General features: G+C 70.1%; 21 protein-coding genes. 7 read left to right on the top strand and 14 right to left on the bottom strand.

Annotated elements, in window-relative coordinates; genetic code table 11:
• Nucleotides 1–30: 30 nt before the first annotated feature.
• From GT347_RS14125 to GT347_RS14090, 8 genes are all read right to left on the bottom strand, one after another.
• Nucleotides 31–900, bottom strand: coding sequence for a ProQ/FINO family protein (locus tag GT347_RS14125; RefSeq protein WP_229722312.1), 870 nt, complete (start codon nucleotides 898–900; stop codon nucleotides 31–33).
• Nucleotides 901–931: 31 nt separating this feature from the next.
• On the bottom strand, nucleotides 932–2,206 hold the full coding sequence (glcF, locus tag GT347_RS14120) for a glycolate oxidase subunit GlcF (protein ID WP_160552757.1): 1,275 nt from the start codon (nucleotides 2,204–2,206) through the stop codon (nucleotides 932–934).
• A gap of 24 nt (nucleotides 2,207–2,230) precedes the next feature.
• Entirely contained in the window at nucleotides 2,231–3,040 is an 810-nt protein-coding gene (locus tag GT347_RS14115; RefSeq protein ID WP_160552755.1) for a YoaK family protein, read from the bottom strand.
• 6 nt (nucleotides 3,041–3,046) lie between these two features.
• Nucleotides 3,047–4,162 (bottom strand): glycolate oxidase subunit GlcE, encoded by a 1,116-nt coding sequence (glcE, locus tag GT347_RS14110; protein ID WP_160552752.1) that lies wholly within the window; start codon nucleotides 4,160–4,162, stop codon nucleotides 3,047–3,049.
• Between the two features lie 98 nt (nucleotides 4,163–4,260).
• Nucleotides 4,261–5,202, bottom strand: a complete 942-nt coding sequence (locus GT347_RS14105) for an SMP-30/gluconolactonase/LRE family protein (protein WP_160552751.1) — start codon at nucleotides 5,200–5,202, stop codon at nucleotides 4,261–4,263.
• A gap of 160 nt (nucleotides 5,203–5,362) precedes the next feature.
• Nucleotides 5,363–6,940, bottom strand: coding sequence for an ammonium transporter (gene amt / locus GT347_RS14100; protein WP_160552749.1), 1,578 nt, complete (start codon nucleotides 6,938–6,940; stop codon nucleotides 5,363–5,365).
• Between the two features lie 26 nt (nucleotides 6,941–6,966).
• A complete protein-coding gene (glnK, locus tag GT347_RS14095; protein WP_160552747.1) occupies nucleotides 6,967–7,305 on the bottom strand; it encodes a P-II family nitrogen regulator in 339 nt (112 codons plus the stop codon).
• Between the two features lie 62 nt (nucleotides 7,306–7,367).
• Nucleotides 7,368–8,102, bottom strand: a complete 735-nt coding sequence (locus GT347_RS14090) for a TorF family putative porin (protein WP_160552745.1) — start codon at nucleotides 8,100–8,102, stop codon at nucleotides 7,368–7,370.
• A gap of 279 nt (nucleotides 8,103–8,381) precedes the next feature.
• Here GT347_RS14090 and GT347_RS14085 point away from each other — a divergent pair, with 279 nt between their 5' ends.
• Complete coding sequence (locus GT347_RS14085) at nucleotides 8,382–9,917, top strand: YifB family Mg chelatase-like AAA ATPase (protein WP_160552743.1); 1,536 nt, start codon at nucleotides 8,382–8,384, stop codon at nucleotides 9,915–9,917.
• A 3-nt stretch (nucleotides 9,918–9,920) separates the two neighbouring features.
• Here the strand turns inward: GT347_RS14085 and GT347_RS14080 are convergent, their stop codons facing one another.
• From GT347_RS14080 to GT347_RS14060, 5 genes are all read right to left on the bottom strand, one after another.
• Complete coding sequence (locus GT347_RS14080) at nucleotides 9,921–11,384, bottom strand: N-acyl-D-amino-acid deacylase family protein (protein WP_160552741.1); 1,464 nt, start codon at nucleotides 11,382–11,384, stop codon at nucleotides 9,921–9,923.
• Between the two features lie 10 nt (nucleotides 11,385–11,394).
• Entirely contained in the window at nucleotides 11,395–12,384 is a 990-nt protein-coding gene (locus GT347_RS14075; RefSeq protein ID WP_160552739.1) for a Bug family tripartite tricarboxylate transporter substrate binding protein, read from the bottom strand.
• Nucleotides 12,385–12,430: 46 nt separating this feature from the next.
• On the bottom strand, nucleotides 12,431–13,477 hold the full coding sequence (locus GT347_RS14070) for a threonine ammonia-lyase (RefSeq protein WP_229722311.1): 1,047 nt from the start codon (nucleotides 13,475–13,477) through the stop codon (nucleotides 12,431–12,433).
• Nucleotides 13,477–14,472: an N-carbamoyl-D-amino-acid hydrolase gene (locus GT347_RS14065; protein WP_160552737.1), complete on the bottom strand. Its 996-nt coding sequence runs from the start codon at nucleotides 14,470–14,472 to the stop codon at nucleotides 13,477–13,479. Before GT347_RS14065 ends, GT347_RS14070 begins: the two co-directional genes overlap by 1 nt.
• A 290-nt stretch (nucleotides 14,473–14,762) precedes the next feature.
• Nucleotides 14,763–15,713, bottom strand: a complete 951-nt coding sequence (locus GT347_RS14060; RefSeq protein ID WP_160552735.1) for a LysR family transcriptional regulator — start codon at nucleotides 15,711–15,713, stop codon at nucleotides 14,763–14,765.
• Nucleotides 15,714–15,850: 137 nt separating this feature from the next.
• Between GT347_RS14060 and GT347_RS14055 the strand changes: the two genes are divergently transcribed.
• The 6 genes from GT347_RS14055 (at nucleotide 15,851) to GT347_RS14030 (ending at nucleotide 25,748) form a co-directional block, all read left to right on the top strand.
• Complete coding sequence (locus GT347_RS14055) at nucleotides 15,851–18,022, top strand: hypothetical protein (protein ID WP_160552734.1); 2,172 nt, start codon at nucleotides 15,851–15,853, stop codon at nucleotides 18,020–18,022.
• A gap of 56 nt (nucleotides 18,023–18,078) precedes the next feature.
• Nucleotides 18,079–18,720: a CerR family C-terminal domain-containing protein gene (locus tag GT347_RS14050; RefSeq protein ID WP_229722310.1), complete on the top strand. Its 642-nt coding sequence runs from the start codon at nucleotides 18,079–18,081 to the stop codon at nucleotides 18,718–18,720.
• Between the two features lie 8 nt (nucleotides 18,721–18,728).
• Nucleotides 18,729–20,162 (top strand): efflux transporter outer membrane subunit, encoded by a 1,434-nt coding sequence (locus GT347_RS14045; protein WP_229722309.1) that lies wholly within the window; start codon nucleotides 18,729–18,731, stop codon nucleotides 20,160–20,162.
• Nucleotides 20,163–20,196: 34 nt separating this feature from the next.
• The gene (locus GT347_RS14040) at nucleotides 20,197–21,363 is read left to right on the top strand and encodes an efflux RND transporter periplasmic adaptor subunit (RefSeq protein WP_195812350.1); all 1,167 of its coding nucleotides are present in this window, start codon (nucleotides 20,197–20,199) and stop codon (nucleotides 21,361–21,363) included.
• Nucleotides 21,360–24,461, top strand: coding sequence for an efflux RND transporter permease subunit (locus tag GT347_RS14035; RefSeq protein ID WP_160552726.1), 3,102 nt, complete (start codon nucleotides 21,360–21,362; stop codon nucleotides 24,459–24,461). The genes GT347_RS14040 and GT347_RS14035 overlap by 4 nt, the downstream gene beginning before the upstream one ends.
• An 87-nt stretch (nucleotides 24,462–24,548) precedes the next feature.
• Nucleotides 24,549–25,748, top strand: coding sequence for an HD-GYP domain-containing protein (locus GT347_RS14030; RefSeq protein ID WP_160552725.1), 1,200 nt, complete (start codon nucleotides 24,549–24,551; stop codon nucleotides 25,746–25,748).
• Between the two features lie 61 nt (nucleotides 25,749–25,809).
• Here the strand turns inward: GT347_RS14030 and GT347_RS14025 are convergent, their stop codons facing one another.
• Nucleotides 25,810–26,682 carry a ferritin family protein gene (locus GT347_RS14025; protein ID WP_160552723.1) on the bottom strand — a complete coding sequence of 291 codons (873 nt, stop codon included), beginning with the start codon at nucleotides 26,680–26,682 and terminating at the stop codon, nucleotides 25,810–25,812.
• Nucleotides 26,683–26,740: the final 58 nt, after the last annotated feature.

Raw genomic sequence — 26,740 nt, 5'->3', positions numbered from 1 at the left:
CGCTGCTATCTGTAACCCGCGGCCGCGGGCTCAGGCGGCCGGGGCGGGCGCGACGGCCGGCGCCGCGCCGCGGCGGCGCTGCGCCGCTTCCAGCACCCGTGCGGTCTGGCGCGGATCCAGGCCGTACATGTCGGCAAAGGCCGGCAGTTCGGCCTGGCCGGCTTCGAAGGCGCGCAGCAGGGCTTCGTCCTTGGCGGCCTGGGCCGAAGCCTCGGACAGCGCCTCGTCGAGCAGCGCGCCGGCGATCTCGTCGCGTGTGCGGACCTTCTCGGCATATTCGTCGCGCGCCAGGCCGGAGCTTTCGAAGGCCCGCACGATGCGCTTGCGCCATTCGTCGCGCAGGGCCGCCTGGCCGGATTCCGGCGTGCGGTGGCTGCGGCGGCGCCAGAGTTCGATCAGGGCCTGGTAGACATGCTCGGGCGCCAGCGCCTCCACCGACTGGCCGGCCAGGTCGTGGCGCGGCCGCGCGGCGGCGATGGTCTGCAGGTAGCGGGTGGAGCGGGTGTGCTGGCCCAGGGCTTCCTTCAGCGCATCGGGCGCCAGCAGTTCCGGATGCGCCTCGCGCAGGTCCTGGAAGATGCCGCGCTTGAGCGGCAGGAAGTCGCCACCGAAGAGCCGGGGGTAGAGCGAGGCGAGCTGCTCCAGCAGCGGATGCACCTGGCGATGATGGCGTTCGCCGGCCGCGGGTTTGCCGGCGGGCGCGTCGCTTGCCGGTGCAGCCGCGCCACGGCGGCCGCCACGGCCTCCGCGGCGCCGGCCGCCGGATTTGCCGGGCTGCGCGGAAGCAGCGCCGGAGAAATCCTCGGAAGCTCCGGAATCGGCACCGGGCGCTGTGTCGGGGATCGCCGCGCCTGCGGTTTCGGCCACGGGGGTGGCCAGGGGGGAATCGGTTGCGTTCACGTCGTCGGTCAGTTCGGGAGCGAACCCTCGATCATGCCAGCCCGCGGGGGCTGGCGGCTTTTTCCGATGAAACGGCAGGCAACAGTGCTTCGTCCAGCAGCTCGATCCAGTGGCGCACCGGCACTTCGGTGCCGCTTTGCAGATGGGTGATGCAGCCGATGTTGGACGACAGGATGGCCGCCGGCTGCAGCTTCTGCAGATGGTGCAGCTTGCGGTCGCGCAGCGGCTGGGCGAGCTGCGGCTGCAGTACGGAGTAGGTGCCGGCGGAGCCGCAGCACAGGTGCGACTCCTCGGGCGCCGTCTGCAGCGCGAAGCCCAGGGTGCGCAGCGCCTGCTCGACGCCGCCGCGCAGCTGCTGGCCGTGCTGCAGGGTGCAGGGCGGGTGGTAGGCCAGCACCTGGTGCGCGGACGGCTTGTCGATGGCGGCCTGCAGCCGGGGCAGCAGTTCGGGCAGCAGCTCGCCCAAGTCGCGCGCCGCGGCGGAGACCCGCGCGGCCTTCGCGGCATAGGCCGGATCGTCGCGCAGCAGGTGGCCGTATTCCTTCACGGTGACGCCGCAGCCCGAGGCATTCAGCACGATCGCCTCGGCCTGGCCGCTGTCCAGCAGCGGCCACCAGGCGTCGATGGCGGCGCGCATCTGGTCCAGGCCGCCGGCCTGGTCGTTGAGGTGGAACTTCACCGCCCCGCAGCAGCGGGCGGCCTCGGCGATCACGGTCTGGATGCCGCAGGCATCGAGCACTCGCGCCGTCGCCGCATTGATGTTGGGCGCCATGGCGGGCTGCACGCAGCCGGCCAGCAGCAGCATGCGGCGCGCGTGGGTGCGGCTGGGCCACGTGCCGGCCGACTGGCGCGCCGGCACCTTGGCCTGCAGGGCCGGCGGCAGCAGTCCGCGCACCGACTGGCCGAGCTTCATCGCCGGGGCGAACAGGGGTGAGGTCAGGCCCTGCTTGAGGGTCCAGCGCAGGGCGCGCTGGCCGGGGCTGCGCGGCACCTTCTTCTCGACGATGCGCCGGCCGATGTCCACCAGGTGGCCGTACTGCACGCCGCTCGGGCAGGTGGTTTCGCAGTTGCGGCAGGTGAGGCAGCGGTCGAGATGGGTGCGTGTCTTCTCGGTGGGCTGCTGGCCTTCGAGCACCTGCTTGATCAGGTAGATGCGGCCGCGCGGGCCGTCGAGTTCGTCGCCCAGCAGCTGGTAGGTGGGGCAGGTGGCGGTGCAGAAGCCGCAATGCACGCATTTGCGCAGGATCGCCTCGGCCTCGCGGCCATCGGCGGTATCGGCGAATTCGGGTGACAGCTGGGTCTGCATGGGGCTTTTTCTGGTGCTGGTTTTTCAGGAATGGCGGCGCAGGCGGAACCACTGGCCCAGGCGCTCCAGGACACGCACCAGCACCGTGTGCAAATGGTTGCGCTGGCGCAGGTCGTGCAGCACCGGCGGCAGGGCCAGCGTCAGCAGCAGCGCCGCCATCGGCAGCACCCAGAGAAAGCCGATGTAGTGAAAGCCCGCCGCGCCGAACAGCCCGCCGACGATGAAGGCCAGCAGCAGGCCGCCATACATGCGCATGCGGCCGCGGTCGGCACGCACCACCACGTCCGGCGGCAGGCCGCTGCGGTTGCGGTAGATCAGCTTGCCCAGCTCGATGCCCAGGTCGGTGATGTTGCCGGTCATGTGGGTGCTGCGCACCCGGCCGCCCGAGGCCTGGGTGCCCATGGCGTTCTGCAGTCCCATGATGAAGGCCAGCAGCAGCACCGTGGCCGGCACGGCGAAGGGCGTGGGCCAGTTCAGGGTGATCGCACCCATCAGGCCGAAGGGCAGCAGCAGCGCCGCCTCCAGCAGCAGCGGCAGGGCGAAGCCGCTGCGCAGGCGGTGCTGGCGCGCCCAGGCCACCACCATGGCGGTGACGGCGGCGCCGCACAGAAAGGACAGCAGCGCGCCCAGCGCGCTCGCCAGCATCGCGGCGCGGCCCAGCACCAGGCCGTCGGCCACCTGGGAGGCAAAGCCGGTCATGTGCGAGGTGTACATGCCGACCACCAGGATGCCGCCCGCATTCACCGCGCCCGCGTTGAAGGCCAGCAGCCAGCCCAGCCAGCGGGTGGTGGAGGCACTGCGGTGGCGGTCGGCGAGGTGCAGCAGACGTTGCATGGCGGATCAGGGGTGCATGCGGCCGGGGTTGAAGATGCGGTGGGGGTCGAAGCTGCGGCGCAAGGCCTCGTGGATGCGCGCCAAGGCGGCGGACAGCGGCGCGAAACGCTCGCCGGCCGCCGGATCGGCCGGGCGGAAACGCACAGCATGGCCGCCGGCCTCGTGCGCGGCCTGGCGCAGCGCATGGGCTGCCTGGGTGTCTCGTGCGTCGAGCTGGTACCAGCGCTGGGCGCCATGCCATTCGACCAGCGGGCCGATCGCGTTTGCCAATCCCGAACCCAGCACCGGCGCGGTCTGCGGCAGCGAGAGGCGCCACAGGTCGTGGCCTGGCGGCCGCGCGGCGAACCAGGCCAGGCGCTGGTCGCGGCAGGCTTCCCAGTCGCTGTGCACCTCGCCCGGCACGGCCCGCCCGCCCAGCGTCTGGCAGGCCGCCTGCACGGCGGCGACGGCACCCCGCAGCCGCAGGTGCAGCACGCCGGAGCCGGCATCGGCGGCATCTTCCAGCTGCCAGCGGCTGGCATTCAGCGGCCAGGGCTGGCCGCCCCAGCCGTGCAGCAGTTCCAGCGCCTCGTCCTGCGAACAGGCCCAGCGCAGCGTGGCCTCTGCCGGCGGCACCGGCAGCACCTTCAGGCTGACCCGGGTGATCACGCCCAGGGTGCCGAGCGAGCCGGCGAGCAGCCGCGAGACGTCGTAGCCGGCGACGTTCTTCATCACCTGGCCGCCGAAGTCGAGCAGCTCGGCCTTGCCGTTCAGAAGCTGGGTGCCCAGCACATAGTCGCGCACCGAACCCACGCTGGCCCGCGCCGGCCCGGCCAGGCCCGCCGCCACCATGCCGCCGACGGTGCCGCCGGCGCCGAAGCGCGGCGGCTCGAAGGGCAGGCACTGGCCGCGCTCGGCCAGGGCGGCCTCCAGTTCGGCCAGCGGGGTGCCGGCCAGGGCGGTGACGACCAGTTCGCTGGGCTCGTAATCGACGATGCCGCTGAGGCCGCCGGTCTCCAGCATCTCGCCCGCTACCGGGTGGCCGTAGAAATCCTTGGTGCCGCCGCCCCGGATGCGGAGCGGCTGCTTGTCGGCGGCGGCGGCGCGTACCCGGTCGACCAGTTCGTTGACGGACAAAGACATGCTCCGGATGTTACGGGCCCGTGAAGCCCGCGCCGCCGGAAATCGATGGCACTGCCAGCCCCGATCGAAGAAAAGTGACTGGGGCTAACCCTAGGAAGTCAGCCGCCCGGCCCCGGATCGAAGAAATTCACCGGCAGGCCGGCCACCTCCACCCGCGCCTGCAGCACCCGGCCCGCCAGCGGCGTGCGCTGCAGTTCTTCCGGCGGGCGCTTCTCGCGCGAGGTGGTGACGAAGAGGGTGCGCAGGTCCTCGCCGCCGAAGCAGGGCATGGTGGGGCAGACCGCCGGCAGGGCCAGGCTGCTCTCGCCCACGCCGTCGGCATCGATGCGCAGCAGGCGCGAGCCCTCGAACATGGCGCAGTGGTAGCGGCCGGCGCTGTCCATGGCCGCGCCGTCGGGCCGGCCGCCGTAGGGGCGCGCGCCGGCTTCGGCGGAGGTCCAGCCCTCGGGCTTGGGCGGGAACTGGCGGAACACCCGGTGGCGGCGCAGCACGCCGGTGGCGGATTCGTAGTCCCAGGCGTGGATGCGGTGGCGGGGCGTATCCGACCAGAAGGCGCCGCTTTCGTCGGGCGTCCAGGCCATGCCGTTGCCGGTGGTGGCGTTGCAGGCCTTGAGCATCGCCTCGGCCTTGCCGCCGCGCATGTCCAGGCACCACAGATCGGCGCCGCGTTTGTCCTTGGGCTCGTAGACGGTGCTGGCCCAGAAGCGGCCCTGGCTGTCGCATTTGCCGTCGTTGAAGCGCACCAGGGCCGGATCGTGCGGAAAACGCGCCAGCAGGGCCAGCGTGCCGCCCCAGTTTTGCGCGCGGTAGATGCCGTCGCGCAGGGCGATCACCAGGCCGCCGCCCCGTACCGGTGCGATGCAGCCGGGCTCGCTCGGCATGTCCCAGGTCTCGCGCCGACCGTCTTGAGGATCGCCGCGCAGCAGCTTGCGGCCGGGAATGTCCACCCAGTAGAGCAGCCGCTCCAAGGGGTGCCAGAAGGGGGATTCGCCCAGGAGATCGGGCTGTTCGAAGGCGGGAGTCCAGTCGCTGCTTTGCATGGCCACACCTTAGCGGCTGCCGCTGGCCGCGCCGTGTCCGGCCGCACAAAAAAAAGGGCCCGCGGTGAGGCGGGCCCAACATCCAAAGGAGACTCTCGCTACAAAGCAAGTTCGCAGCGCTGGCAACGATGCAAGGACCGCGCCAGCTCTCCCGCGATGTTTAGTGGTAGGCGGTTTCGCCGTGCGAGGTGATGTCCAGGCCTTCGCGCTCGGCTTCTTCGCTGACGCGCAGGCCGATGGTCATGTCGACCAGCTTGTAGGCGATGAAGGAGACCACACCCGACCAGACGACGGTCAGGATCACGCCCTTCAACTGCACCCAGACCTGCGAACCGATCGAGAAGGCATCGGCCGTCACGACGGTGGCGGTGGTCCAGTCGGCGACATAGCCGGGGCCACCCAGGCTGGGGGCGTTGAACACGCCGGTCAGCAGGGCACCCAGGATGCCGCAGACGCCGTGCACGCCGAACACGTCCAGCGTGTCGTCGGCGCCCAGCATCTTCTTCAGGCCGGTCACGCCCCAGAGGCCGGCGAAGCCGGAGATCAGGCCGATGACCAGGCCGCCACCGATGCCGACGTTGCCGGCGGCGGGGGTGATGGCCACCAGGCCGGCGACGGCGCCGGAAGCGGCACCCAGCATGGACGACTTGCCGCGCAGCATGGCTTCACCCAGCGACCAGGTCAGCACCGCGGCGGCGGTGGCCAGCATGGTGTTGGCGAAGGCCAGGGCGGCGGTGCCGTTGGCTTCCAGGGCGGAGCCGGCGTTGAAGCCGAACCAGCCCACCCACAGCAGCGAGGCGCCGACCATGGTCAGGGTCAGGCTGTGCGGGGTCAGCGCTTCCTTGCCGAAGCCGATGCGCTTGCCCACGCAGTAGGCGCCCACCAGGCCGGCGACGGCCGCGTTGATGTGCACCACGGTGCCGCCGGCGAAGTCCAGCGCGCCCCACTGCCAGAGCAGGCCGGCCTTGGCGTTCATCGCGTCGACCACGTCAGCGCCGGTGTAGGCGTCCGGACCCATCCAGAACCAGACCATGTGGGCCATCGGGATGTAGCTGAAGGTGAACCACAGCACCATGAAGGCCAGCACGGCCGAGAACTTGATGCGCTCGGCGAACGAACCGACGATCAGCGCGCAGGTGATGCCGGCGAACGTGGCCTGGAAGACGGCGAACACGATTTCCGGAATGACCACGCCCTTGCTGAAGGTCGCGCCGTTGGCGAAGGTGCCGGCGGTGTTGTCCCAGATGCCCTTCATGAAGAAGCGGTCGAAGCCGCCCACGAAGGCATTGCCCTCGGTGAACGCCAGGCTGTAGCCGTAGATGAACCACAGGACCAGGATCAGCGAGAAGGTGACCAGCACCTGCATCAGCACCGACAGCATGTTCTTGCTGCGGACCAGGCCGCCGTAGAACAGGGCCAGGCCGGGCACGGCCATCATCAGCACCAGCAGGGTGGAGACCAGCATCCAGGCGGTGTCGCCCTTGTTGGGCACCGGTGCCGGCGCGGCGGCGGGCGCTGCCTCGGCGGCTGCGGGTGCAGCAGCAGCGGCGGCGGCCGGCGCAGCCGGAGCGGCGGCAGCGGGTGCGGCCGGGGCAGCAGCTGTCGCGGCCGGTGCGGCCGTGCTGGCTTCACCGGTGGTGCCGGTGGCGTTGGTGGTGGGTGCGTTCTGGGCGACGGCGAACGAGGCGCCGGCGATCAGGCTCGCGCCCAGCAGGAGGGAAGCAAGGAATTTTTTCATGGCTTGTGCTCTTTCGTCCTGCCGGATCAGAGTGCCTCGCGACCGGTTTCACCGGTGCGGATGCGCACGACCTGTTCGAGGTCGTAGACAAAAATCTTGCCGTCGCCGATCTTGCCGGTGCGTGCGGCGCCTTCGACGGCCTCGATCACGCGTTCGACCAGGTCGTCCGAGACGGCCGCTTCGATCTTCACTTTGGGCAGGAAGTCGACGACGTATTCGGCTCCGCGGTAGAGCTCGGTATGGCCTTTTTGGCGCCCGAAGCCCTTAACCTCGGTCACCGTGATGCCCTGTACCCCGATCGTCGAGAGTGCTTCGCGCACTTCGTCGAGCTTGAAGGGCTTGATGATCGCTGTCACCAATTTCATATTTTCAATCCTCCGAGTTGTTGTGAGTCCGGCGCACAGCGGGGCTGGCGCCGGCGATATCGTCACATGGCCTTGGTCAGCGTGACGACGAAGCGGTTCTTGTTGATGAAGCCGTAGACATCCTTCTTGTTGGCGCCGACGACGGCACCGCTCAAGGAGACACCGCTGCCGAAATCATAGGCAGCGCCGACGTTGTAGTCGGTGTAGTTGGACCAGTTGGTGCTGGCATCGTGGCGGATGTCGCTGGACAGGCGGGTGTAGCCGAGAGCGGCCTTGACGGTGACCTTGGGCATCACTTCCTGGGCATAGGCCAGGTTGAAGTAGCCGGTGCCCTGGCCGTCCAGGCGCTGGCCCGAAGCGTTGGAGAAGGCGAAGTAGCCGTCCGAGACGGTGTGCGAATACTTGGCGACCAGCGGGCCCCAGCCGGCCGATGCGTAGAGCTCGACGGTCTTGGCGGGCTGGTAGCCGGAGTAGATGTAGGCCAGGGCACCGAAGTCCAGGGCGAAGTCGCCGGCGGTCATCTTGTAGCCGCCGTAGAAGTCGCTTTCCAGGCTGTTGTTGGGCAGCCAGTCGACCGAGGAGTTCCAGTTGCCGATGTAGAAGCCGGTCTCGCCGAAGGCGTAGTCGAAGCCGCCTTGCAGGGCGGGCTTCAGGCCCTTGGTGCGCGAGGCGTCCTGGTCCTGGCCGCGGAACTTGTAGTTGGACGTCAGGGAGACGTTGGCGGTCAGCTGGGCACTCGCGGCAAGGGGAAGTGCGGCGGTGGCGACGGCGGCAAGCGCGAACAGGACTTTCTTCATTTCTCTCTTCTCCGGGGGGTGGAAGGGGGTGGGTGTGACAAATTGCCACAGAGCAAATTGCACGATCCATGCCAGATGTCCCTCGACCCATCAGGGATGCACCAAAGCCAGGGCATACCCTAATGCTCGCGGTGCATCTTGTTCTTTTGACAGAACATGATTGCGCCGAATCGGCGCCTCGGGCATTTTTATGCCCAGAGATAGTGCAGAGCGCTCACTAACATTCTTGTTAATATGCCGGATTTCGCGAGATTCGGTCGCGCTTCATAAGGAAATCCCATGTCGATTGCCGTCGTGCAAAGCCGGGCCCTGCAGGGCATGGAGGCGGCCGCGGTGACGGTCGAAGTCCACTTGGCCAACGGCCTGCCCTGCTTCACGCTGGTCGGGCTGGCCGATGTCGAGGTGAAGGAAGCGCGCGAGCGGGTGCGCTCGGCCTTGCTGAACGCGGGGCTGGAGTTTCCGCACAGCAAACGCATCACCGTCAATCTGGCGCCGGCCGACCTGCCCAAGGATTCGGGGCGTTTCGATCTGCCGATCGCGTTCGGCATCCTGGCGGCCAGCGGCCAGGTGGACGCGGGCCGGCTGGCGGGCTGGGAGTTCGCCGGGGAGCTGTCGCTGTCGGGCGAACTGCGGCCGGTGCGCGGCGCGCTGGCCATGGCGCTGACGCTGCGGCGGGGTTCGCCCTCGGTGCGGCTGGTGCTGCCGACGGCCAGCGCCAGCGAGGCCGCGCTGGTGCCGGGGCGTGAGGTGTATGGCGCCCGGCACCTGCTGGATGTGGTCGGCCGGTTCCTGCCCGAGACGGCCGAAGGCCCGCCCGAAGCGGGCGATGGCTGGGCCCGGCCGGGCGCACCGGCGCTGTCGGAGCCGCTCTGCTATCCCGACCTGCGCGACGTGCGCGGCCAGGACAGCGCCAAGCGGGTGCTAGAGATCGCCGCCGCCGGCGGCCACAGCCTGCTGATGGTGGGGCCGCCGGGCTCGGGCAAGTCGATGCTGGCCCAGCGTTTTGCCGGGCTGCTGCCGCCGATGTCGCTGGACGAGGCGCTGGAGAGCGCGGCCATCGCCAGCCTGTCGGGCCGCTTCGATCTGCGCGCCTGGGGCGCGCGGCCCACCCGGGCGCCGCATCACACGGCAAGTGCCGCCGCGCTGGTGGGCGGTGGGTCGCCGCCGCGGCCGGGCGAGATTTCGATGGCCCACCACGGGGTGCTTTTCCTCGATGAACTGCCGGAGTTCCCGAGGCCTGCCCTGGAAGCGCTGCGCGAGCCGATGGAGACCGGCCAGATCAGCATCTCGCGCGCCGCGCTGCGCGCCGAATTCCCCGCGCGTTTCCAGCTGATCGCCGCCATGAACCCCACGCCCTGCGGCGGCCTGGGCACCCGCGAGAACCCCTACCGCTCCAGCCCGGAACAGATCCAGCGTTACCAGGCGCGCATCTCCGGGCCGCTGCTCGACCGCATCGACCTGCAGATCGAGGTGCCGGCCCTGCCGCCGGACCGCCTGCTGCATGCGCCGCCCGGCGAGGACAGCGCCGCCATCCGCGCCCGGGTGCGGCAGGCCCACGAACGCGCCTTGCACCGGCAGGGCTGCGGCAACCACCGGCTGCAGGCGGGCGATATCGAACTGCATGCGGCGCTGGCGCCCCAGGCCCTGGCCTTTCTGCACAAGACCGCCGCCAAGCTGGGCTGGTCGGCGCGCAGCACGCACCGGGTGCTGCGGGTGGCGCGCACCATCGCCGATCTGACGGGGGAGCCGGCGGTCACCGCGGTCCATCTGGCCGAGGCCGCGCAGTACCGCCGGGTGCTGCGCGCGCCGGACTGATCATCAGGACGGCGCGCCGCCGTCCGAATGCCGGATCACCCGGCCCTTGAAAACGCCGGTGGCCGCGCCGTCGCGCCAGGCCAGGGCGCCGTTGACCAGTACCGCATCGATGCCGGCGGCCTGCCGTGTCGGTGCTTCCCAGGTGGCCAGGTCGGCGATGCCGCCGGCGTCGAACACCGTCACATCGGCGAAGTTGCCGACCGCCAGCACACCGCGGCCGGGCAGCTTGAAGTGGGTGGCGGTGAGCCCCGTCATCTTGTGCACCGCCTCTTCCAGGGTGAACAGGCCGACGTCGCGGCAGTAATGGCCCAGCACCCGCGGGAAGGTGCCCCACAGGCGCGGATGCGGCGCGCTGTCGTGCGGGATGCCGTCGGAGCCGACCATGGTGGCGGGGAATTTCAGGATGCGCTGCACGTCCTGCTCGTCCATCAGGAAGTAGATGGCGCCGGCGGGCTGCAGGGCATCGACCGCGTCCTCGGGCGACAGGCCCATGTCGCGGGCGATGTCGTCCAGGTCGCGGCCGGCGTGTTCCGGATGCGGCACCGACTTGGTCACGATCACCCGGCTGGAGACCGGCAGCCGGTCCTTGCGCAGCACGGTGGAGCCGGCCGTGTAGGGATAGGCGTCCAGCGCCACCGGATGGCTGAGCCGGGCCTGCGCCACATGCGCCAGGGTCTGCACCGAGCGGCCGTGGTTGTGTTTGCCGATCAGCTTGTGGTGCGAGAGCACGGTGTTGGCCGCGCCGGCCGCACCCACGGCGATCGCTTCGTCCATGGCCTCGAAGATGCGGTCGCTCTCGTCGCGGATATGGCTGGCGTAGACGCCGCCATAGCCGCGCATGGCCGAGATCACGCCTTCCATCTCGGCGGTGCTCGCCGGCATGGCGGCGGGATAGGCGGCGCCGGTCGAAAGCCCGATCGCGCCCGCCTCCATCGCCTCGCGCAGCAGCTCCTGCATGTGGGCGATCTCGGCCGCGTCGGCGCTGCGGTCCAGGCTCTCCATCGCTGCCGCGCGCAGGGCCGTGTGGCCCACCAGGCAGGCGGCGTTGATGGCGGCGGGCCGGCTCTCCAGGTCCGCCAGGTAGCCGGCGAAGGTGGGAAAGCGGAAGTCCGCCGGATCGTCGCTCAGCAGGTTGAGCGGCTGCGGCACACCCTGGCCGGCGCGTGCGGTCCACGGCGCCAGGCTGATGCCGCAGTTGCCGGTGACCACCGTGGTCACGCCCTGGCTGAGCTTGGCCGGCATCTGCGGCGCCGAGGTGAGGTAGCGGTCGTCGTGCGTGTGCGAGTCGATGAAACCCGGCGCCACGATGCGGCCGGTGGCGTCGATCACCGTATCGGCCGTGGCCTGGTGCAGTTCGCCGAGCGCGGCGATGTGGTCCCCCCGGATGCCGACATCGCCGCGCTGGCGCGCTGCCCCTGTGCCGTCCACGAGCGTGCCGTGGCGGATCAATACGTCGAAATGCGCCATGGCCTGTTGATCAGTCGACGGCGGCGCCGGAACGCTTGACGACGTCAGCCCACATCGGACGTTCCTTGTGCGCCAGGTCGAACAGGGCGCTGCGCGGACCGGTCGTCACTTCGAAGGCCATGCCGGCCAGGCGGGCCTTGAGCTGCGGGTTGTTCAGGGCGTTGTTGATCGCCTTGTTCAGGAAGTCCAGCGTGTGCGGATCGACGGCGGCAGGCGCCACGTAACCGGTCCAGGCCACGGCGTTGTAGCCCTTGAGGCCGGATTCGGCCATGGTCGGCATGTTGGGCAGGGTGGCATCACGCTTCACGCCGGTCACGCCCAGGGGGATGACCTTGCCGCTCTGGATGTAGGGCGCGATGGTGGTGATGTTCTCGAACAGCACGTCGATCTCGCCGCGGATCAGCGCCAGGTCGGCTTCCAGGCCGCCCTTGTAGGGGATGTGGGTCATGAAGGTGCCCGACATGGCCTTGAACATCTCGGCGCTCAGGTGGCCGGTGGTGCCGTTGCCGCCGGAGCCCACGCTCAGCGCGCCGGGCTTCTTCTTGGCCAGGGCGATCAGCTCGGCCACCGACTTCACGCCCAGCTCGGGGCGCACCACCAGCACGTTCTGCACGTAGCCGGCCAGGGCCACGGGGGCCAGCTGCTTGTCGGCGTCGTAGGGCAGCTTCTTGTAGAGCGCCTGGTTGATCGCCAGCGTGGCGACGTTGGCATAGGCCAGGGTGTAGCCGTCGGCCGGCGAGTTGATCAGGGCCTGCGTGCCGATGATGCCGGAGGCGCCGACGCGGTTCAGCACCACCACCGACTGGTTGATGTCGCGGCCCATCTGCTCGGCCACCATGCGGGTCAGGATGTCGGGCGTGGTGCCGGCGTTGAAGGGCACGATGATGGTGATCGGCCGGTCGGGGAAGGCGGCGAAGGCGGCGGTGGCCAGCGTCAGTGCCGCGAAGGGCAGGACGACACGGCGCGCGAGGCGGCCGAGGGTGGTCTTGAAGGTGGACATGGTGAGGACCTGTTGAAAGGGTTTCGTGGGACGGGACAAATAAAAATCAGGCGTCCTGCAGCAGCTCGCGCAGCAGGGGCGTGTCGATGTTTCCGCCGGACAGCACGATGACCGCGTCGCGGCCCTGCAGGTCCAGCTTGCCGGCCAGCAGCGCGGCCAGGGCGACGGCGCCGCCGGGCTCCACGACCAGGCGCAGCTCTTCCAGCGCGAAGCGGATCGCCGTGCGCACCTCGGCATCGCTGACGGCCAGGGCGCCGCTGAGGAAGCGGTGGTTGATCTCCCAGGGCAGCTCGGCGGGAATCGCGGCCATCAGGGCATCGGACATGGTGGTGGCGCCCGGCGCGTTGGGCGTGCGCTGGCCCTTGGCCAGCGACTGCACCGTGTCGTCGAAGCCGGCCGGCTCGACGGCGTACTGGCGCGTCTGCGGGCTGAGTGCATCGATCACCAGGCCGCAGCCCGCGGCCAGGCCGCCGCCGCCGCAGGGCGAGGCGAACAGGCCCAGGTTGGCGCGGGCCTCGGCCGGCAGGTCCTGCAGGGCTTCCAGCGCCACGGTGCCTTGCGCGGCCAGCACGTCGGGATGGTCGCCGGGCGGCACCAGCGTGCCGCCGCTTTCTTCGAGCAGGCGCATGCCGATCTCTTCACGGCTTTGCGTGCGGCGGTCGTAGTGCACCACCTGGGCGCCCTGCTGGGTGGCCTTCTGGACCTTGTTCTTGGGCGCATCGACCGGCATCACCACGGTGGCCTGCAGGCCGAGCGTCTTGGCGGCCCAGGCGATGGCCTGGCCGTGGTTGCCGGTGGAATACGCCACCACGCCGCGGGCGCGCTGCTCGGGGCTCAGCGCCAGCATGGCGTTGAAGGCGCCGCGCGCCTTGAAGGAGCCGGTGACCTGCAGGCATTCGGTCTTCAGCCAGACCGGCGCGCCGGCGATGGCGTCGAGTTTGGGCGAACGCAGCAGCGGCGTGCGGCGCACATGGGGCGCGATGGCCACGGCGGCGCGTTCCACGTCGGCGAAGGTCGGCACCCGCATCTGGCCGAGCATCTCGTGCGGGATGGTGGCGGCCGGGCGGCTGCGTTGCGGTGCGGCGGTGCTCATCACAGGCTCCCTTCGCGGCTGGTCCACACCGGCGGCTCGACGCTGCCGGTCTGCTCGGTGATGCGGCCGTAGGCCTCGGTGCGGCGGTGCAGGGCGAAGTTGAAGATGGTCGTGCGGCCCAGGCGGCACATCTCCAGGTCGCAGTCGGCCACGGCCAGTGCGTCGTCCCAGGTGGTGGTGCGGGCCATGACCTCGCCCTGGGGGTTGACGATGACCGAGTGGCCGAAGAGTTCGTGGCCGTCCTCGTTGCCGGCCTTGGCGGTGGCGACGGCGAAGGTGGCGTTCTGGTAGCAGCCGGCCTGGATCGAGAGTTCCGAATGGAAGACCCGCAGGTGGTGCGCCTCGAAGCCCTTGTTCTCCATGTTCAGGCTGGGCGTGTTGTAGCCCAGCATGACCAGCTCGACCTGCTGCAGGCCCATGCTGCGCCAGGATTCGGGCCAGCGCCGGTCGTTGCACAGCATCATGCCCATGTTGACCGGCGTGCCGCCGACGGGCGCGCGCACCACCGGAAAGCCCAGGTTGCCGATCTCGAAGTAGCGTTTCTCCAGGTGCTGCACCTTGCGCGCCGGGGCATATTCCACGTGGCCGGGCATGTGCACCTTGCGGTACTTGAAGATGATTTCGCCGCTGGGCGCGATCACCACAGAGGTGTTGAAGCGGCGCTTGCGCACCGCGCCGGTCTCGTCGGCCTCGAAGGCCAGTTCGGCGTAGCCGAGGTAGACGGTCAGGCCGAGCTTCTTGATCGCATCGAACAGCGGCTGGGTGGCGGCCGAGGGCAGCTCGCTCTCGTACCAGTGGTCGACCTCGTTCAGGTCCTCGTGGTACCAGCGCGGGAAGAAGGTGGTCAGCGCCAGTTCGGGGAACACGACGACCTGGGCGCCGCGCTGGTGGGCGCGCTCCAGCAGGCGGACCATGCGGGCGACGGCGACATCGCGGCCTTCGTCCTTCTGGATGGGGCCGAGCTGGGCGGCGGCGACGGTGATGATGTTGGACATGGGGTTTTCGTCTCGGTTTATGTGACCTGGCCGTGATGATGCGAGGGGCTTGGCGGCTTCCAAAGCCCCTCGATTGCGTGGTGGAGAAGGTGTGGGACGGGCTCCAATCAAGGTCTAAGCCCTTGATCCGAAAAGGAAAAATCCCGCTGGAGGCATACAAGGGTTAACCCGAGTCATAACCTTCGTTTATGGGTGACCGCCAAATCGTGATGACCGGCCCGAAAAGGCCGCGCCCACGGCAAAGCCCGGGGCCGCTTTTGCAGCTCCGGGCTGATGTGTGGACGGGGAATTCAGGCCGCCAGGCGCTCGGGCAAGAGGTCTTGCGGCAGCTCCTTGTCGAGCAGGTGCTTGAGCGTGGCGAGGAAACCCTTGGCCAGGTTGGACAGCGGATGGGCTCGCGAATGGATCTGGTAGATCTGGTGCACCAGCGCCGGGGCGATCGGCCGCAGCACCATGGTGTCGGCCAGGGTCTCGGTGAAACCGAAGGATTCGATCAGCGCCACGCCCACCCCCTGGCGCACCAGGGCCAGGGCCTCGGGCGTGGAGCGGATCTCGATGTGGGGGAAGACACCGGCCGCATCCAGGAAACGGCTGGTCATCTGGCCGAAGGGGGTTTCGCTGCCGTAGCTGATCAGGGTCTGGTCGCGCAGCATGGCGGCCGTCACCACGTCCGCGCCGGCCAGCGGATGGCGGCGCGGGATGGCGCACATGATGCGGCCCTCGCCGATCTCCTTGACCGCCAGGTTGGCGCCGCTCGGCGGCGCCATCGAGGAGACGCACAGGTCGGCGCGGCCCAGCAGCATGTGCGGCAGCAGCGCGTCGAAGGGCATGGGGCGGTAGCTGATGTGCACGTCCGGATGGCGGGCGCGGAAGCGCTCGATGGCGCGCGGCATCAGCCATTCGCTGTAGCTGGGGCTGGAGACGATGCAGAGCTTGCCCTCGTCGCCCTCGGCCAGGCTGCGCGCCACGCCGTTGAAATGGTTGACCGCGGCCACGATGGGCTCGACCTCCGAGAACAGCCGCCGCGCCTCCGGCGTGGGCTGCAGCCGGCCGCGCACGCGCTCGAACAGCAGGAACTTGAGCCGGCTCTCGGCCGTGGCCAGCACCCGGCTGACCGCCGGCTGCGACACGCACAGCATGCGGCCGGCCTCGCTGAGCGAGCCGGTGATCATGATGGCGTGGAAGACCTCGATCTGGCGCAAATTGAGGGGCGTGGCCTGGGGGCGCGGGGTGAAGGACATGGCGCTGCAGGGGCAAGCAGGATTCGCGCCCGCTGGCGCTCGGCGTTTCGCCGACCGGTGCAGTTTGCGGCTCTGAAAACACGCCGCAGCGCGCGCCTTCCTATCGTCGAGCGATCCATCGTCAGTGGGAAACCATCATGTTCAACCCAGCCATCCCCCCATCGGGCGGTGCATTCGCCGCCATCGATCCACCCCGCTCGGCGCGAACGTTCTGCGCGCGGCTGAGCCTGGCCGAGACGCCGGCCTGCACACCCGCCGAACTCGACGCCCTGCTCGCATCCGCCACGCGCCTGCGCAACCACCGGGTGGGCCAGCTCCCCATCAGCGAGGAAGAGCTGCTCGGTTTCTACCGCCTGTATCTCGGCGCGCCCGGCCAGGAGAGCTGGCACGACTCGCTGCTGCGCCAGACCCATGCGGCCCTGGGCCTGCCCTACACGGCGCCGCCAGGGTCGGCCGGCCCGCTGGCGCAGCTGCCGGCGGCACCGCCGCCCGACCCCGCGCCGAGGGCGGCCGAGGTGTTCGCGGTGCCGCCGCCGCCTCCGCCGCCGCCTCCGCCCCCACCGCAGGAGCGGCCGCGAAGCATTCCGAGGCCGCCCCAGCCCGCACTGCTCATCCCGCCGGTCCCGGAACCCATGCCGGACATCGACGCCTCCGGCGTGGAGGATTCACGCCTGAGGCGGGCCCTGGGCATGCTGGCCGACATGCACCGCACCTATCCTCGCGCGGGATCCTGGGACCAGGCCAGGCAGCTGCGGCAGTTGCACGAACTGCTAGGCCTTCCCTGCACCCACTGCGCCGACGAATGGCCCGAAGCCGGCGCGCCGGGCTCCGAACTGGTGAACCTGGAGGACCGCGGTGCCTATTTCCCGGGCTATCCCTGGAGCGGTCCCATCTCCATCGCGGCGATGCTGCGCGACCTGGAACGCCGCCGCGGCCGCGACAGCAAGGACAGCACCGGCGCCCATGCCGCGCTGGACATGCATGTCATGGCCTGCCTGAAGATCGCCCTGGTGGACCATGACCAGGACATCCGCGACCAGGAGCCCACCTACCGCGCCCTGCTGGCAGGCAATGCCGGGGCACCGGAGCTGGCCCCCGGCCGCCTGCTGTCGGCCCTGCGCACCGCCTACCGACGCGGCAAACCCGAGCGTCTGGCACTGATGCATGCCCTGGCCCGCCTGCTGGGCCTGACGCTGGAAGACGGCCGGGCCCGCGAGCCGGCGGAACTGCACGAGGCGCTGGCCCATGGCTACACCGCACCGCGCACCCTGATCATGATCCTGCCGCGCATCCTGCGCGCCCTCGAACTGCGCGACCTGGACCTGCTGGAATGCCAGCAGCTGCTGAACCTCTGCCTGGAGCCGCAGTTCATCAGCGCCCTCTACCAGCCCCTGCCGCCGGACCTGCACCGCTACATCGATGCGCTGCCTGCCATCCTGGACAACAAGGGACAGCCCCTGCTCGACCGGCAGCACTGCCAGGGCCTGGCCCTGTTCATGGCGCGGCTGCCGACCACGGCCGAATGGAGGGAACGGCCCCAGGTGCTGCTGACCCTGTGCGGGGACTGGCTCGCCATGATGCGCTCGGCCGGGCTGCCCTTTGCCGAGAGGCTGGTCGCCATCGGCGTCGATGCCTGCGCGTCCTGCGAGGACAACGTCGCTTCCGGCGCGGACCGCGCGCGCCTGCTGCTGCGCTTCTTCCAGGCCACGGACCTGCGCGGCAAGCTGCGGGTGCTGCGCCAGCTCCATCTGCACGACGTGGTGCGGCGCCACACCTTCGGGATTTACGGCAACGCGCCCAACATCGACCTGCTGCAGCGCAGCCTGTGCATCAAGGCTCAGCTGCGCCGGTGGGGCCTGCTGGAGGATGAAGGGCTGACCACGACCTACTACCAGACGCAAGTGCCCTTGACGCACCTGGCGGTGATGGTGGCGGCCGTGGTCACGGTGAAGAACAATGACCTGATGCGTTTCGTGCACGAGACGGGCTGGCTCGACGACTATCCAGGGCTGAGGGACGCGCAGTACACGAAGGACATGGCGGCTGCCGACGAACACTCCCATGCCGAACTAGAGCGCGCAGTGCAGCAGGAGCAGACGCAAGGTGGCGCCGATTTCGCCGGTATCAGCAGGAGGCGCGTGTGTGAGGCGGCGGCCGTGCTTGGCGCGGCAGTGCGACGCACGCTGGCGCGGGAGCAGGCACGGGCCGAAGCGCTTGCCGCCAGCGTTGCGGACGCCGACGCCGCGATGGACACCGCCCCGGGCCCGGCTTCACCTGACGCAGACAATTCAATCAATCGATTGAATTGATGGTCTAATGCCGGCCCATGCCGGCTCCGCGTCCTCCACCCCCCTCCGCCGAAACCGTGCCCGACACCCGGGCCCGCCTGCTCGGCTGTGCCCTCAGGCTGTTTTCCGAACTCGGTTTCGCCCGCACCTCCACCCGGGCGCTGGCCGAAGCCGCCGGCGCCAATCTGGCGGCCATCCGCTACTACTTCGGCGACAAGGCCGGCCTGTACCGGGCGACCTTCGAGGAGCTGTGCATCGTCGATGCCTCGGCCGCCACCTCCTCCGCCCCGGCGGCCGGCCCGCAGCCGCTGGCTGACTGGCTGGCCGGCTATTTCGCCGGCTTCACCGAGCCGCTCAAGCAGGGCGAACGCATGCGCCAGGTGCTGCGGCTGCACATCCGCGAAATGCTGGAGCCGACCGAGCAGTCGCGTACCAAGCGCGAGCGCACCGCCGCCCTGCATGCCCACCTGGTCGGCGAGCTGTGTCGCGCCCTCGGCCTGGCGCAGGCCGACGACGACGTGCACCGCCTGGCCATCGCCATCGGTGGCCTCGGCCTGCAGCTGGTGGTGGCGCACGAGCGTCTGGAGACCGACCTGCCCGGTCTGTTCGCCGCGCCGGCTGCGCTGGACGCCTGGCGCAGCCGGCTCGTCGAATTCGCCCTGGCGCTGGTGCAGGCCGAGCGCCAGCGCCGCGACGGCGCACCTCCTCATTCCTCATGAGCCTTTCCATGACCCTGCCTTCTTCCATGCGGCTCGCGGCAGCGGTCGCCGCCGCGGCCGTCCTGGCCGGCTGCGCCACCGCCCGCCCGCCCGCCGCACCGCCTTTGACGCCGCCCGCCGGCTGGCATGCCCAGCTGCCGCACGGCGGCAGCACCGCCGACATGCAGAGCTGGTGGCAGCGCCTGAACGACCCGCTGCTGGTGGAGCTGATAGGCGCCGCCGAGGAGGCCAGCCCCACCCTGGCGCAGGCGAAGTCCCGCCTGCTGCAGGCGCGCAGCACCGAGGTCGGCAAACAGGCCGCCCTGCTGCCCAGCGCCGACCTCAACGCCAGCATCCAGCGCGGCTTCAACGCCTCGGTGCTGGGCATCGCCACGCAGATGCAGGCCGGCCCCAGCGTGAGCTGGGATGCCGACCTGTTCGGCGCCAACGCGGCCGCCCGCGACGCCGCCCAGGCCCGGCTCGAAGGCGCACGCGCCTCCTGGCACGACGCCCGGGTGGCCGTGGCCGCCGACGTGGCCAACCAGCTCGACACGGTGCGCAACTGCCGGCGCCTGCTGGCGGTGGCCGAGTCCGATGCCAAGTCGCGCGGCGAGACGGCGCGCCTGTCCGACCTGTCGGCCAAAGCCGGCTTCCAGGCGCCGGCCGATGCCGCCCTGGCACGCGGCAGCGCCGCCGACAGCGAGGCCCGGCGCACCCAGCAGCGCGCCAGCTGCGATGTCGGCGTGAAGGCCCTGGTCGCCCTGACCGCGCTGGATGAAGACGAGCTGCGCCGCCGCATCGCCCAGGCGGCCGAGCCCGAGGCGCCGCCCGCCGCCTTCGACATCCCCGCCCTGCCCGCCCAGCTGCTGGAGCAGCGCCCCGACGTGCGCGCCGCCGCCCGCGAAGTGGCCGCCGCCAGCGCCGAGGTGGGCGGCGCCGAGGCCGCGCGTTATCCGCGGCTGACGCTGCAGGGTTCGGTCTCGCGCGCCCAGCTGGGTTATGGCGGCCGGACGTTCGACTTCACCAACTGGCAGGTCGGCCCGGTCGCGCTGGCGCTGCCCCTCTTCGACGGCGGCCGCCGCAAGGCCGATGTGCAGGCCGCCAAGGCGCGCTACGACGAAGCCGCCGCCCAGCTGCACGCCAAGGCCCGCCAGGCGGTGCGCGAGGTGGAGGAAGCCCTGGTCAACCTGCAGGCGGCCGACGACCGCGTCGCCTCGACCGACATCGCCGCCGACGGCTACCGCCGCGCGCTGGCCGGCACCCAGGCGCGCTACGACGCCGGCCTGGCCAGCCTGATCACGCTGGAGGACTCGCGCCGCACGGCCCTGTCGGCCGAGACCGCCCGGGTCAACCTGCGGCGCGAACGCATGGCCGCCTGGATCGGCCTGTACCGCGCCGCCGGCGGCGGCTGGGATGCGACCGCGCCCGCGCCGGGCGACGCGCAGTCCACCGCAGCCCGCTGAGCCCTCTTTCGTCTTTCGCCTTCGAGACCATCCCATGCCTCTTCTCCAGCGCCTCCTCTTCGGCCGCCGTTTCACGCTGACCGCGCTCGCCGCCTGCTCCGTCCTGTTCGCCGCCGGTGTCTTCGTCACCCGCAGCCAGGCGGCCGATCCGCCGCCGGCGCCGCGCCCGGCGCTCACTGTCTCCACCGCCCTGCCGCAGAAGAGTTCGCTGCCGATCGCGCTGACGGCCAACGGCAGCGTGGCCGCCTGGCAGGAGGCGGTCATCGGCTCGCAGGCCGCCGGCCTGCGGCTGACCGACGTGAAGGTCAACGTGGGCGACAACGTGCGCGCCGGCCAGGTGCTGGCCACCTTCGCCGACGACACACCCCGCGCCGACCTGGCCCAGTCGAAGGCCTCGCTGCTGGAGGCCGAGGCCAACGCCGCCGATGCCAAGGCCAACGCCGAACGCGCCCGCACCCTGGACAAGAGCGGCGCGCTCAGCAGCTCGCAGATCGCCCAGTACATGACCACCGAGCAGACCGCCCGGGCCCGGGTGGAAGCCGCCAAGGCGGTGCTCAACGCCCAGCAGGTGCGCCTGGGCTTCGCCCAGGTGCTGGCGCCCGACAGCGGCGTGATCTCCTCGCGCAGCGCCACCGTGGGTGCAGTGGTCGGCGCCGGCACCGAGCTGTTCCGCATGGTGCGGCGCGGCCGGCTGGAGTGGCGCGCGGAAGTCACCTCGGCCGAACTCGGCCGCATCCAGCCGGGCCAGACGGTGCACATCGTGGCGGCCAGCGGCGCCGAGGTGGACGGCAAGGTGCGCATGCTGGCGCCGACGGTCGATCCGCAGACCCGCAACGGGCTGGTCTACGTGGACCTGCCGGCGCAGCCCGGCTATGGCGCGCCGGCTTCGAACACGCAGGCGCGGCAGGGCGGGCCGGTCTTTCCGGGGATGTTCGCGAAAGGCACTTTCCAGCTCGGCACCAGCGATGCACTGACCGTGCCCCAGCAGTCCGTCGTGGTCCGTGAAGCCTTCAGTTATGTCTTCGTCCCCGGCGCCGACAACCGTGTCGCCCAGCGCAAGGTGGCGACCGGCCGCCGCATCGGCGAGCGCATCGAGATCGTCTCCGGCCTCGAAGCCAACCAGGCCGTGGTGACCCAGGGCGCAGGCTTCCTCAACGACCGCGACCTGGTGCGCATCGCCAACAACGGGACCGTGCAATGAACGTTTCCGCCTGGTCCATCCGGAACCCGATTCCGGCGGTGATGCTCTTCGTGCTGCTCACCTTCGCCGGCCTGCTGTCCTTCAATGCGATGAAGGTGCAGAACTTCCCCGACATCGACCTGCCCACGGTCAACGTCACCGCCCTGCTGCCGGGCGCCGCGCCGGGGCAGCTGGAGACCGATGTCGCCCGCAAGATCGAGAACTCCATCGCCACGCTGCAGGGCCTGAAGCACATCAACACCACGGTGCAGGACGGCACCGTGACGATCATGGCCCAGTTCGTCCTGGAAAAAGGTGTGCAGGAAGCCGTGGACGACGTGCGTTCGGCCGTCGGCCGGGTGCGCGCCGACCTGCCGGCCGACCTGCGCGATCCGATCATCACCAAGGTCGACCTGGCCGGGCAGCCGGTGCTGGCCTTCGCCATCAGCTCCGACCAGCTGGACGAGGAAGGCCTGTCCTGGTTCGTCGACGACACACTCGCCCGCCGCCTGCTCGCCGTGCCGGGCGTGGGCGCGGTCAACCGGGTGGGCGGCGTGACCCGCGAAGTGCGCGTGTCGCTGGACCCGGGCCGCATGCAGTCGCTGGGCGCCAGCGCCGCCGACGTCTCCAAGCAGCTGCGCCAGGTGCAGAACGAAAGCGCCGGCGGCCGCACCGACCTGGGGGCCGGCGAACAGCCGGTGCGCACCCTGGCCACGGTGCAGAGCGCCGACGAGCTGGCCGCCCTGCAGCTGACCCTGAGCGACGGCCGCCGGGTGCGGCTGGACCAGATGGCGACCGTCTCCGACACCTTCGCCGAACGCCGCGCCGCCGCGCTGCTGGACGGCAAGCCGGTGGTCGGCTTCGAGGTCTCGCGCAGCCGCGGCGCCAGCGAGGTGGAAGTGGGCGCGGCCGTGCAGAAGGCGCTGGCCGAACTGAAGGAACGCCATCCCGACATCCACCTGACCGAGGCCTTCAACTTCGTGCAGCCGGTGGCCGACGAATACGACGGCTCCATGCACATGCTCTACGAGGGCGCCATCCTGGCCGTCATCGTGGTGTGGCTGTTCCTGCGCGACTTCCGCGCCACCCTGGTCTCGGCGGTGGCGCTGCCGCTGTCGGTGATCCCGGCCTTCGTCGGCATGTACCTGCTGGGCTTCTCGGTCAACGTGGTGACGCTGCTGGCGCTGTCGCTGGTGGTCGGCATCCTGGTGGACGACGCCATCGTGGAGGTGGAGAACATCGTGCGCCACCTGCGCATGGGCAAGACGCCTTACCAGGCGGCCATGGAGGCGGCCGACGAGATCGGCCTGGCGGTCGTCGCCACCACCTTCACCCTGATCGCCGTGTTCCTGCCGACCGCCTTCATGAGCGGCATCGCCGGCAAGTTCTTCAAGCAGTTCGGCTGGACCGCGGCGCTGGCCGTGTTCGCCTCGCTGGTGGTGGCCCGGGTGCTGACGCCGATGATGGCGGCCTACATCCTCAAGCCCCTGGTGGGCGAGGAAAAGGAGCCGCGCTGGCTGGCCGTCTACGGCCGCTGGGTGGCCTGGTGCCTGAAGCACCGGCTGGCCACCATGGCCATGGCCTTTCTATTCTTCGTCGGCTCGATCGCGCTGATCCCGTTGCTGCCCACCGGCTTCATCCCGCCGGACGACAACTCGCAGACCCAGGTCTACCTGGAACTGCAGCCCGGCAGCAGCCTGGCGCAGACCACCGCCGTGGCGGAAGAAGCCCGCAAGCGGCTCGGCCGGATCGCGCATGTGGGCAGCGTCTACACAACCATAGGCGGCGGCTCGGCCGGCGGCGATGCCTTCGCCGCGCCCAGCTCCGGCGAGGTGCGGCGCGCCACGCTCACGGTGCAGCTGGACCCCCGCAAGGAACGCCCGCGCAAGCAGGTGATCGAGGCGCAGATCCGCGACGCCCTGGAGAGCCTGCCCGGCGTGCGCCTGAAAGTGGGCCTGGGCGGCTCCAACGACAAATACGTGCTGGTGCTGGCCGGCGACGATCCGCAGGCCCTGGCCTCGGCCGCCCAGGCCGTGGAGCGCGACCTGCGCACCCTGCCGGGCTTCGGCAACATCAGCTCCTCCGCCAGCCTGGTGCGGCCCGAGATCGCCGTGCGGCCCGACTTCGCCCGCGCCGCCGACCTGGGCGTGACCAGCGCCGCCATCGCCGAGACGCTGCGTGTGGCCACCGTGGGCGACTACGACGTCGGCCTGCCCAAGCTCAACCTGGCGCAGCGCCAGGTGCCGATCATGGTGCGGCTGGATGAAAGCGCGCGGCGCGACCTCTCCGTGCTGGAGCGCCTGTCGGTGCCCGGCAAGCGCGGCCCGGTGCTGCTGTCGGACGTGGCCACGCTGGAGGTGTCCGGCGGCCCGGCGGTGATCCAGCGCTACGACCGGGCGCGCAACATCAACTTCGAGATCGAGCTGTCCAGCGTGCAGCTGGGCGACGCGGCCAAGCAGGTGCATGCCCTGCCCTCGGTGCTGAACCTGCCGCCGGGCGTGCATGTGACCGAGGTGGGCGACGCCGAGGTGATGGGCGAACTCTTCGCCAGCTTCGGCCTGGCGATGCTGACCGGCGTGCTCTGCATCTACGTGGTGCTGGTGCTGCTGTTCAAGGACTTCCTGCATCCGGTGACCATCCTGGCGGCGCTTCCGCTGTCGCTGGGCGGCGCCTTCGTGGCGCTGCTGGCGGCGCACAAGAGCTTCTCGATGCCTTCGCTGATCGGGCTGATCATGCTGATGGGCATCGCCACCAAGAACTCCATCCTGCTGGTGGAATACGCCATCCTGGCGCGGCGCGGCCATCCGGCCACCGAAGGCCATCCGGCCATCGCGCCGATGAGCCGCTGGGACGCGCTGCTCGACGCCTGCCACAAGCGCGCCCGGCCCATCATCATGACCACCCTCGCCATGGGCGCCGGCATGCTGCCGATCGCCATCGGCGCGGGCAGCGCGGATTCGAGCTTCCGCTCGCCGATGGCGGTGTCGGTGATCGGCGGGTTGATCACCTCCACCGTGCTGAGCCTGCTGGTGATCCCGGCGGTCTTCACCTATGTGGACGACCTGGGCCAGTGGTTCGGCCGGCTGCTGCGGCGGCGCAAGGCCGATTCGGCGGGCTGATGTAAAAAAACGGAAACATGGGCGCGTGACCGGCGCCGCGCGTCAGGCATACACCACCATAATCGCCCGCTGACCCCGGCGATTCGCATGAACCTGATTCCGTTACGACCCGAATCCATCAAGCTCGGCCGCCCCCTGGCATTCGCGCTGCACACCCTCGACGGCACCCTGCTGGCGCGGCGTGGATTCGTGGTCGCCTCGCAAAGCCAGCTCGACATCCTGGTGGCCCGCGCCGGCACCCTGTGCATCGACATCGACGAGTCGCCCGAGCAGGCCCGCGCCTACATGAGCCAGCTCGACGGCCTGGTGCGCGACCAGAAGACCATCGGCGAGATCGCCACCGCACGCATGTCCGCGCCCGCGGCCCCGCCCGAGGCGCCGCGCGCCGGCCCGCCCGACTGGCACGAGTTGCAGCTGCGCTCCACCCAGCTGCTGAAGAACCCGCTGGCCCCCGGTTTCCTGGAAAAAATGGGCCGCCTCTGGCGCGAGCTGACCGAACACAGCCGCCGCCAGCCCGACGCCACCCTGTTCGCCCTGATCCATTTCGCCTCGCGCGAGATGAACATGTACAGCGGCACCCACGCCATGCTGGTGGCGGTGATCTGCGGCATGTCCGGCCGCGACGTGCTGCAGTGGGACGAGGCGGCGATCGACAGCACCGGCATGGCGGCGCTGACCATGAACATCAGCATGACGCAGCTGCAGGACGACCTGGTGCAGCAGCCCGACCGGCCGACCGAGGCGCAGATGGCCGCCATCTCCATGCATGCGAGCAGCGCGGGCGACCTGCTGGTGGAACTCGGCGTGACCGACCCGGTGTGGCTGGAAGCGGTGCGCCGCCACCACGAGCCGCCCACCGGCCGCCTGGCCGACATGACGCCCGGCGAACGCGCCGCCCGCCTGATCGAGCGCGCCGACATCTTCACCGCCCGGCTCTCGCCCCGCGTTTCGCGCTGGGCCATGCCGGCGGCCATCGCCATGCGCGCCAGCTATTTCGACGACGAACACCGGGTCGACGAAGCCGGCGCCTCGATGATCACCGCCATGGGTGTCTACCCGCCCGGCTCCTTCGTCAAGCTGGCGAGCAACGAGATCGGCATCGTGCTCAAGCGCGGCCGCACCGGCACCACGCCGCGGGTGGCGGCGGTGCTCAACCGGCAGGGCATGCCGATCGGCGAGATCGTGGTGCGCGACACCAGCCTGGCCGCGTTCAAGATCACGGCCAGCATTCCGCACCGGGAGGTCAAGCTGCAGCTCTCGCTGGACCGGATGCTCGGCATGATCTGAAAAACAAAAAGCGCCTCGAAAGGCGCTTTTTGCGGGGCGGGGCGCAAAACCCCAGACGACTTCAGGCCGCAATCTGCGGCGTGCCGGTGGCGGCAGCCGCGGCGGCCAGGGACACCGACAGTTCCTTGCGGTAGCGGTTGAGCTCCTGCACCGTCTTGAAGCTGCGGTTCATCAGCAGGCTCAGGTTGTGCAGGATGCGTTCGCCGACCTTGGTTTCCCACACGGCGTCGAAATTGATCTGCTTGTCCAGCCAGTGTTCCAGCCACTCGGGGTTGGGCATGCGGCTCTGCACCGTGTCGTTGGGGAACAGGGCCTTGTTGACGTGCAGGTTGGTGGGGTGCAGCGCCTGCGCGGTGCGGCGGGCGCTGGCCATCAGCACGCCGACCTTGCTGAAGGCCGACTTGGCTTCGTCGCCGAACTTCACGATGGCCCGCTTCATGTAGCGCAGGTAGGCGCCGCCGTGGCGGGCCTCGTCCTGGCTGAGCGTGGTGTAGATGTGGCGGATCACCGGCTCGGAATGCCACTCGGCCGCGCGGCGGTACCAGTGGTTCAGGCGGATCTCGCCGCAGAAATGCAGCATCAGGGTTTCGAGCGGCGGGGCCGGGTCGAAGTCGAAACGCACCTCGTGCAGTTCCTGCTCGGTGGGCACGAACTCGGGCTTGAAGCGGCGCAGGTACTCCATCAGCACCAGCGAATGCTTCTGCTCCTCGAAGAACCAGATCGACATGAAGGCGGAGAAGTCGCTGTCGTGGCGGTTGTCGCGCAGGAACATCTCGGTGGCCGGCAGGGCGGCCCATTCGGTGATCGCGTTCATCTTCACCGTCTGCGCCTGTTCGTCGGTCAGCAGGGTCGGGTCGAATGTGTCCCAGGGGATGTCGCGGTCCATGTCCCAGCGGACGGATTCGAGTTGTTTGAAGAGTTCGGGATACAGCATGAAGTACCTAAATGACAGGCGCAAGGGCAGGATTTTACCCGCCAGCTTTCAAGCACCC

Origin of the sequence: Xylophilus rhododendri (genome assembly GCF_009906855.1) — a bacterium.
In the GTDB taxonomy this organism is placed as follows: domain Bacteria; phylum Pseudomonadota; class Gammaproteobacteria; order Burkholderiales; family Burkholderiaceae_C; genus Xylophilus; species Xylophilus rhododendri.
This window is presented reverse-complemented; position numbering and strand designations above follow the sequence as displayed.

Coding starts and splice junctions, on each gene's coding strand:
- GT347_RS14080 (WP_160552741.1), bottom strand. CDS start 11,384: ATGGCGCATTTCGACGTATTGATCCGCCACGGCACGCTCGTGGACGGC.
- GT347_RS14030 (WP_160552725.1), top strand. CDS start 24,549: ATGAACCTGATTCCGTTACGACCCGAATCCATCAAGCTCGGCCGCCCC.
- GT347_RS14025 (WP_160552723.1), bottom strand. CDS start 26,682: ATGCTGTATCCCGAACTCTTCAAACAACTCGAATCCGTCCGCTGGGAC.
- GT347_RS14035 (WP_160552726.1), top strand. CDS start 21,360: ATGAACGTTTCCGCCTGGTCCATCCGGAACCCGATTCCGGCGGTGATG.
- glcE (WP_160552752.1), bottom strand. CDS start 4,162: ATGTCTTTGTCCGTCAACGAACTGGTCGACCGGGTACGCGCCGCCGCC.
- GT347_RS14065 (WP_160552737.1), bottom strand. CDS start 14,472: ATGTCCAACATCATCACCGTCGCCGCCGCCCAGCTCGGCCCCATCCAG.
- GT347_RS14060 (WP_160552735.1), bottom strand. CDS start 15,713: ATGTCCTTCACCCCGCGCCCCCAGGCCACGCCCCTCAATTTGCGCCAG.
- GT347_RS14090 (WP_160552745.1), bottom strand. CDS start 8,102: ATGAAGAAAGTCCTGTTCGCGCTTGCCGCCGTCGCCACCGCCGCACTT.
- GT347_RS14040 (WP_195812350.1), top strand. CDS start 20,197: ATGCCTCTTCTCCAGCGCCTCCTCTTCGGCCGCCGTTTCACGCTGACC.
- GT347_RS14045 (WP_229722309.1), top strand. CDS start 18,729: ATGACCCTGCCTTCTTCCATGCGGCTCGCGGCAGCGGTCGCCGCCGCG.
- GT347_RS14085 (WP_160552743.1), top strand. CDS start 8,382: ATGTCGATTGCCGTCGTGCAAAGCCGGGCCCTGCAGGGCATGGAGGCG.
- GT347_RS14115 (WP_160552755.1), bottom strand. CDS start 3,040: ATGCAACGTCTGCTGCACCTCGCCGACCGCCACCGCAGTGCCTCCACC.
- GT347_RS14055 (WP_160552734.1), top strand. CDS start 15,851: ATGTTCAACCCAGCCATCCCCCCATCGGGCGGTGCATTCGCCGCCATC.
- GT347_RS14070 (WP_229722311.1), bottom strand. CDS start 13,477: ATGAGCACCGCCGCACCGCAACGCAGCCGCCCGGCCGCCACCATCCCG.
- GT347_RS14075 (WP_160552739.1), bottom strand. CDS start 12,384: ATGTCCACCTTCAAGACCACCCTCGGCCGCCTCGCGCGCCGTGTCGTC.
- GT347_RS14105 (WP_160552751.1), bottom strand. CDS start 5,202: ATGCAAAGCAGCGACTGGACTCCCGCCTTCGAACAGCCCGATCTCCTG.
- glnK (WP_160552747.1), bottom strand. CDS start 7,305: ATGAAATTGGTGACAGCGATCATCAAGCCCTTCAAGCTCGACGAAGTG.
- amt (WP_160552749.1), bottom strand. CDS start 6,940: ATGAAAAAATTCCTTGCTTCCCTCCTGCTGGGCGCGAGCCTGATCGCC.
- glcF (WP_160552757.1), bottom strand. CDS start 2,206: ATGCAGACCCAGCTGTCACCCGAATTCGCCGATACCGCCGATGGCCGC.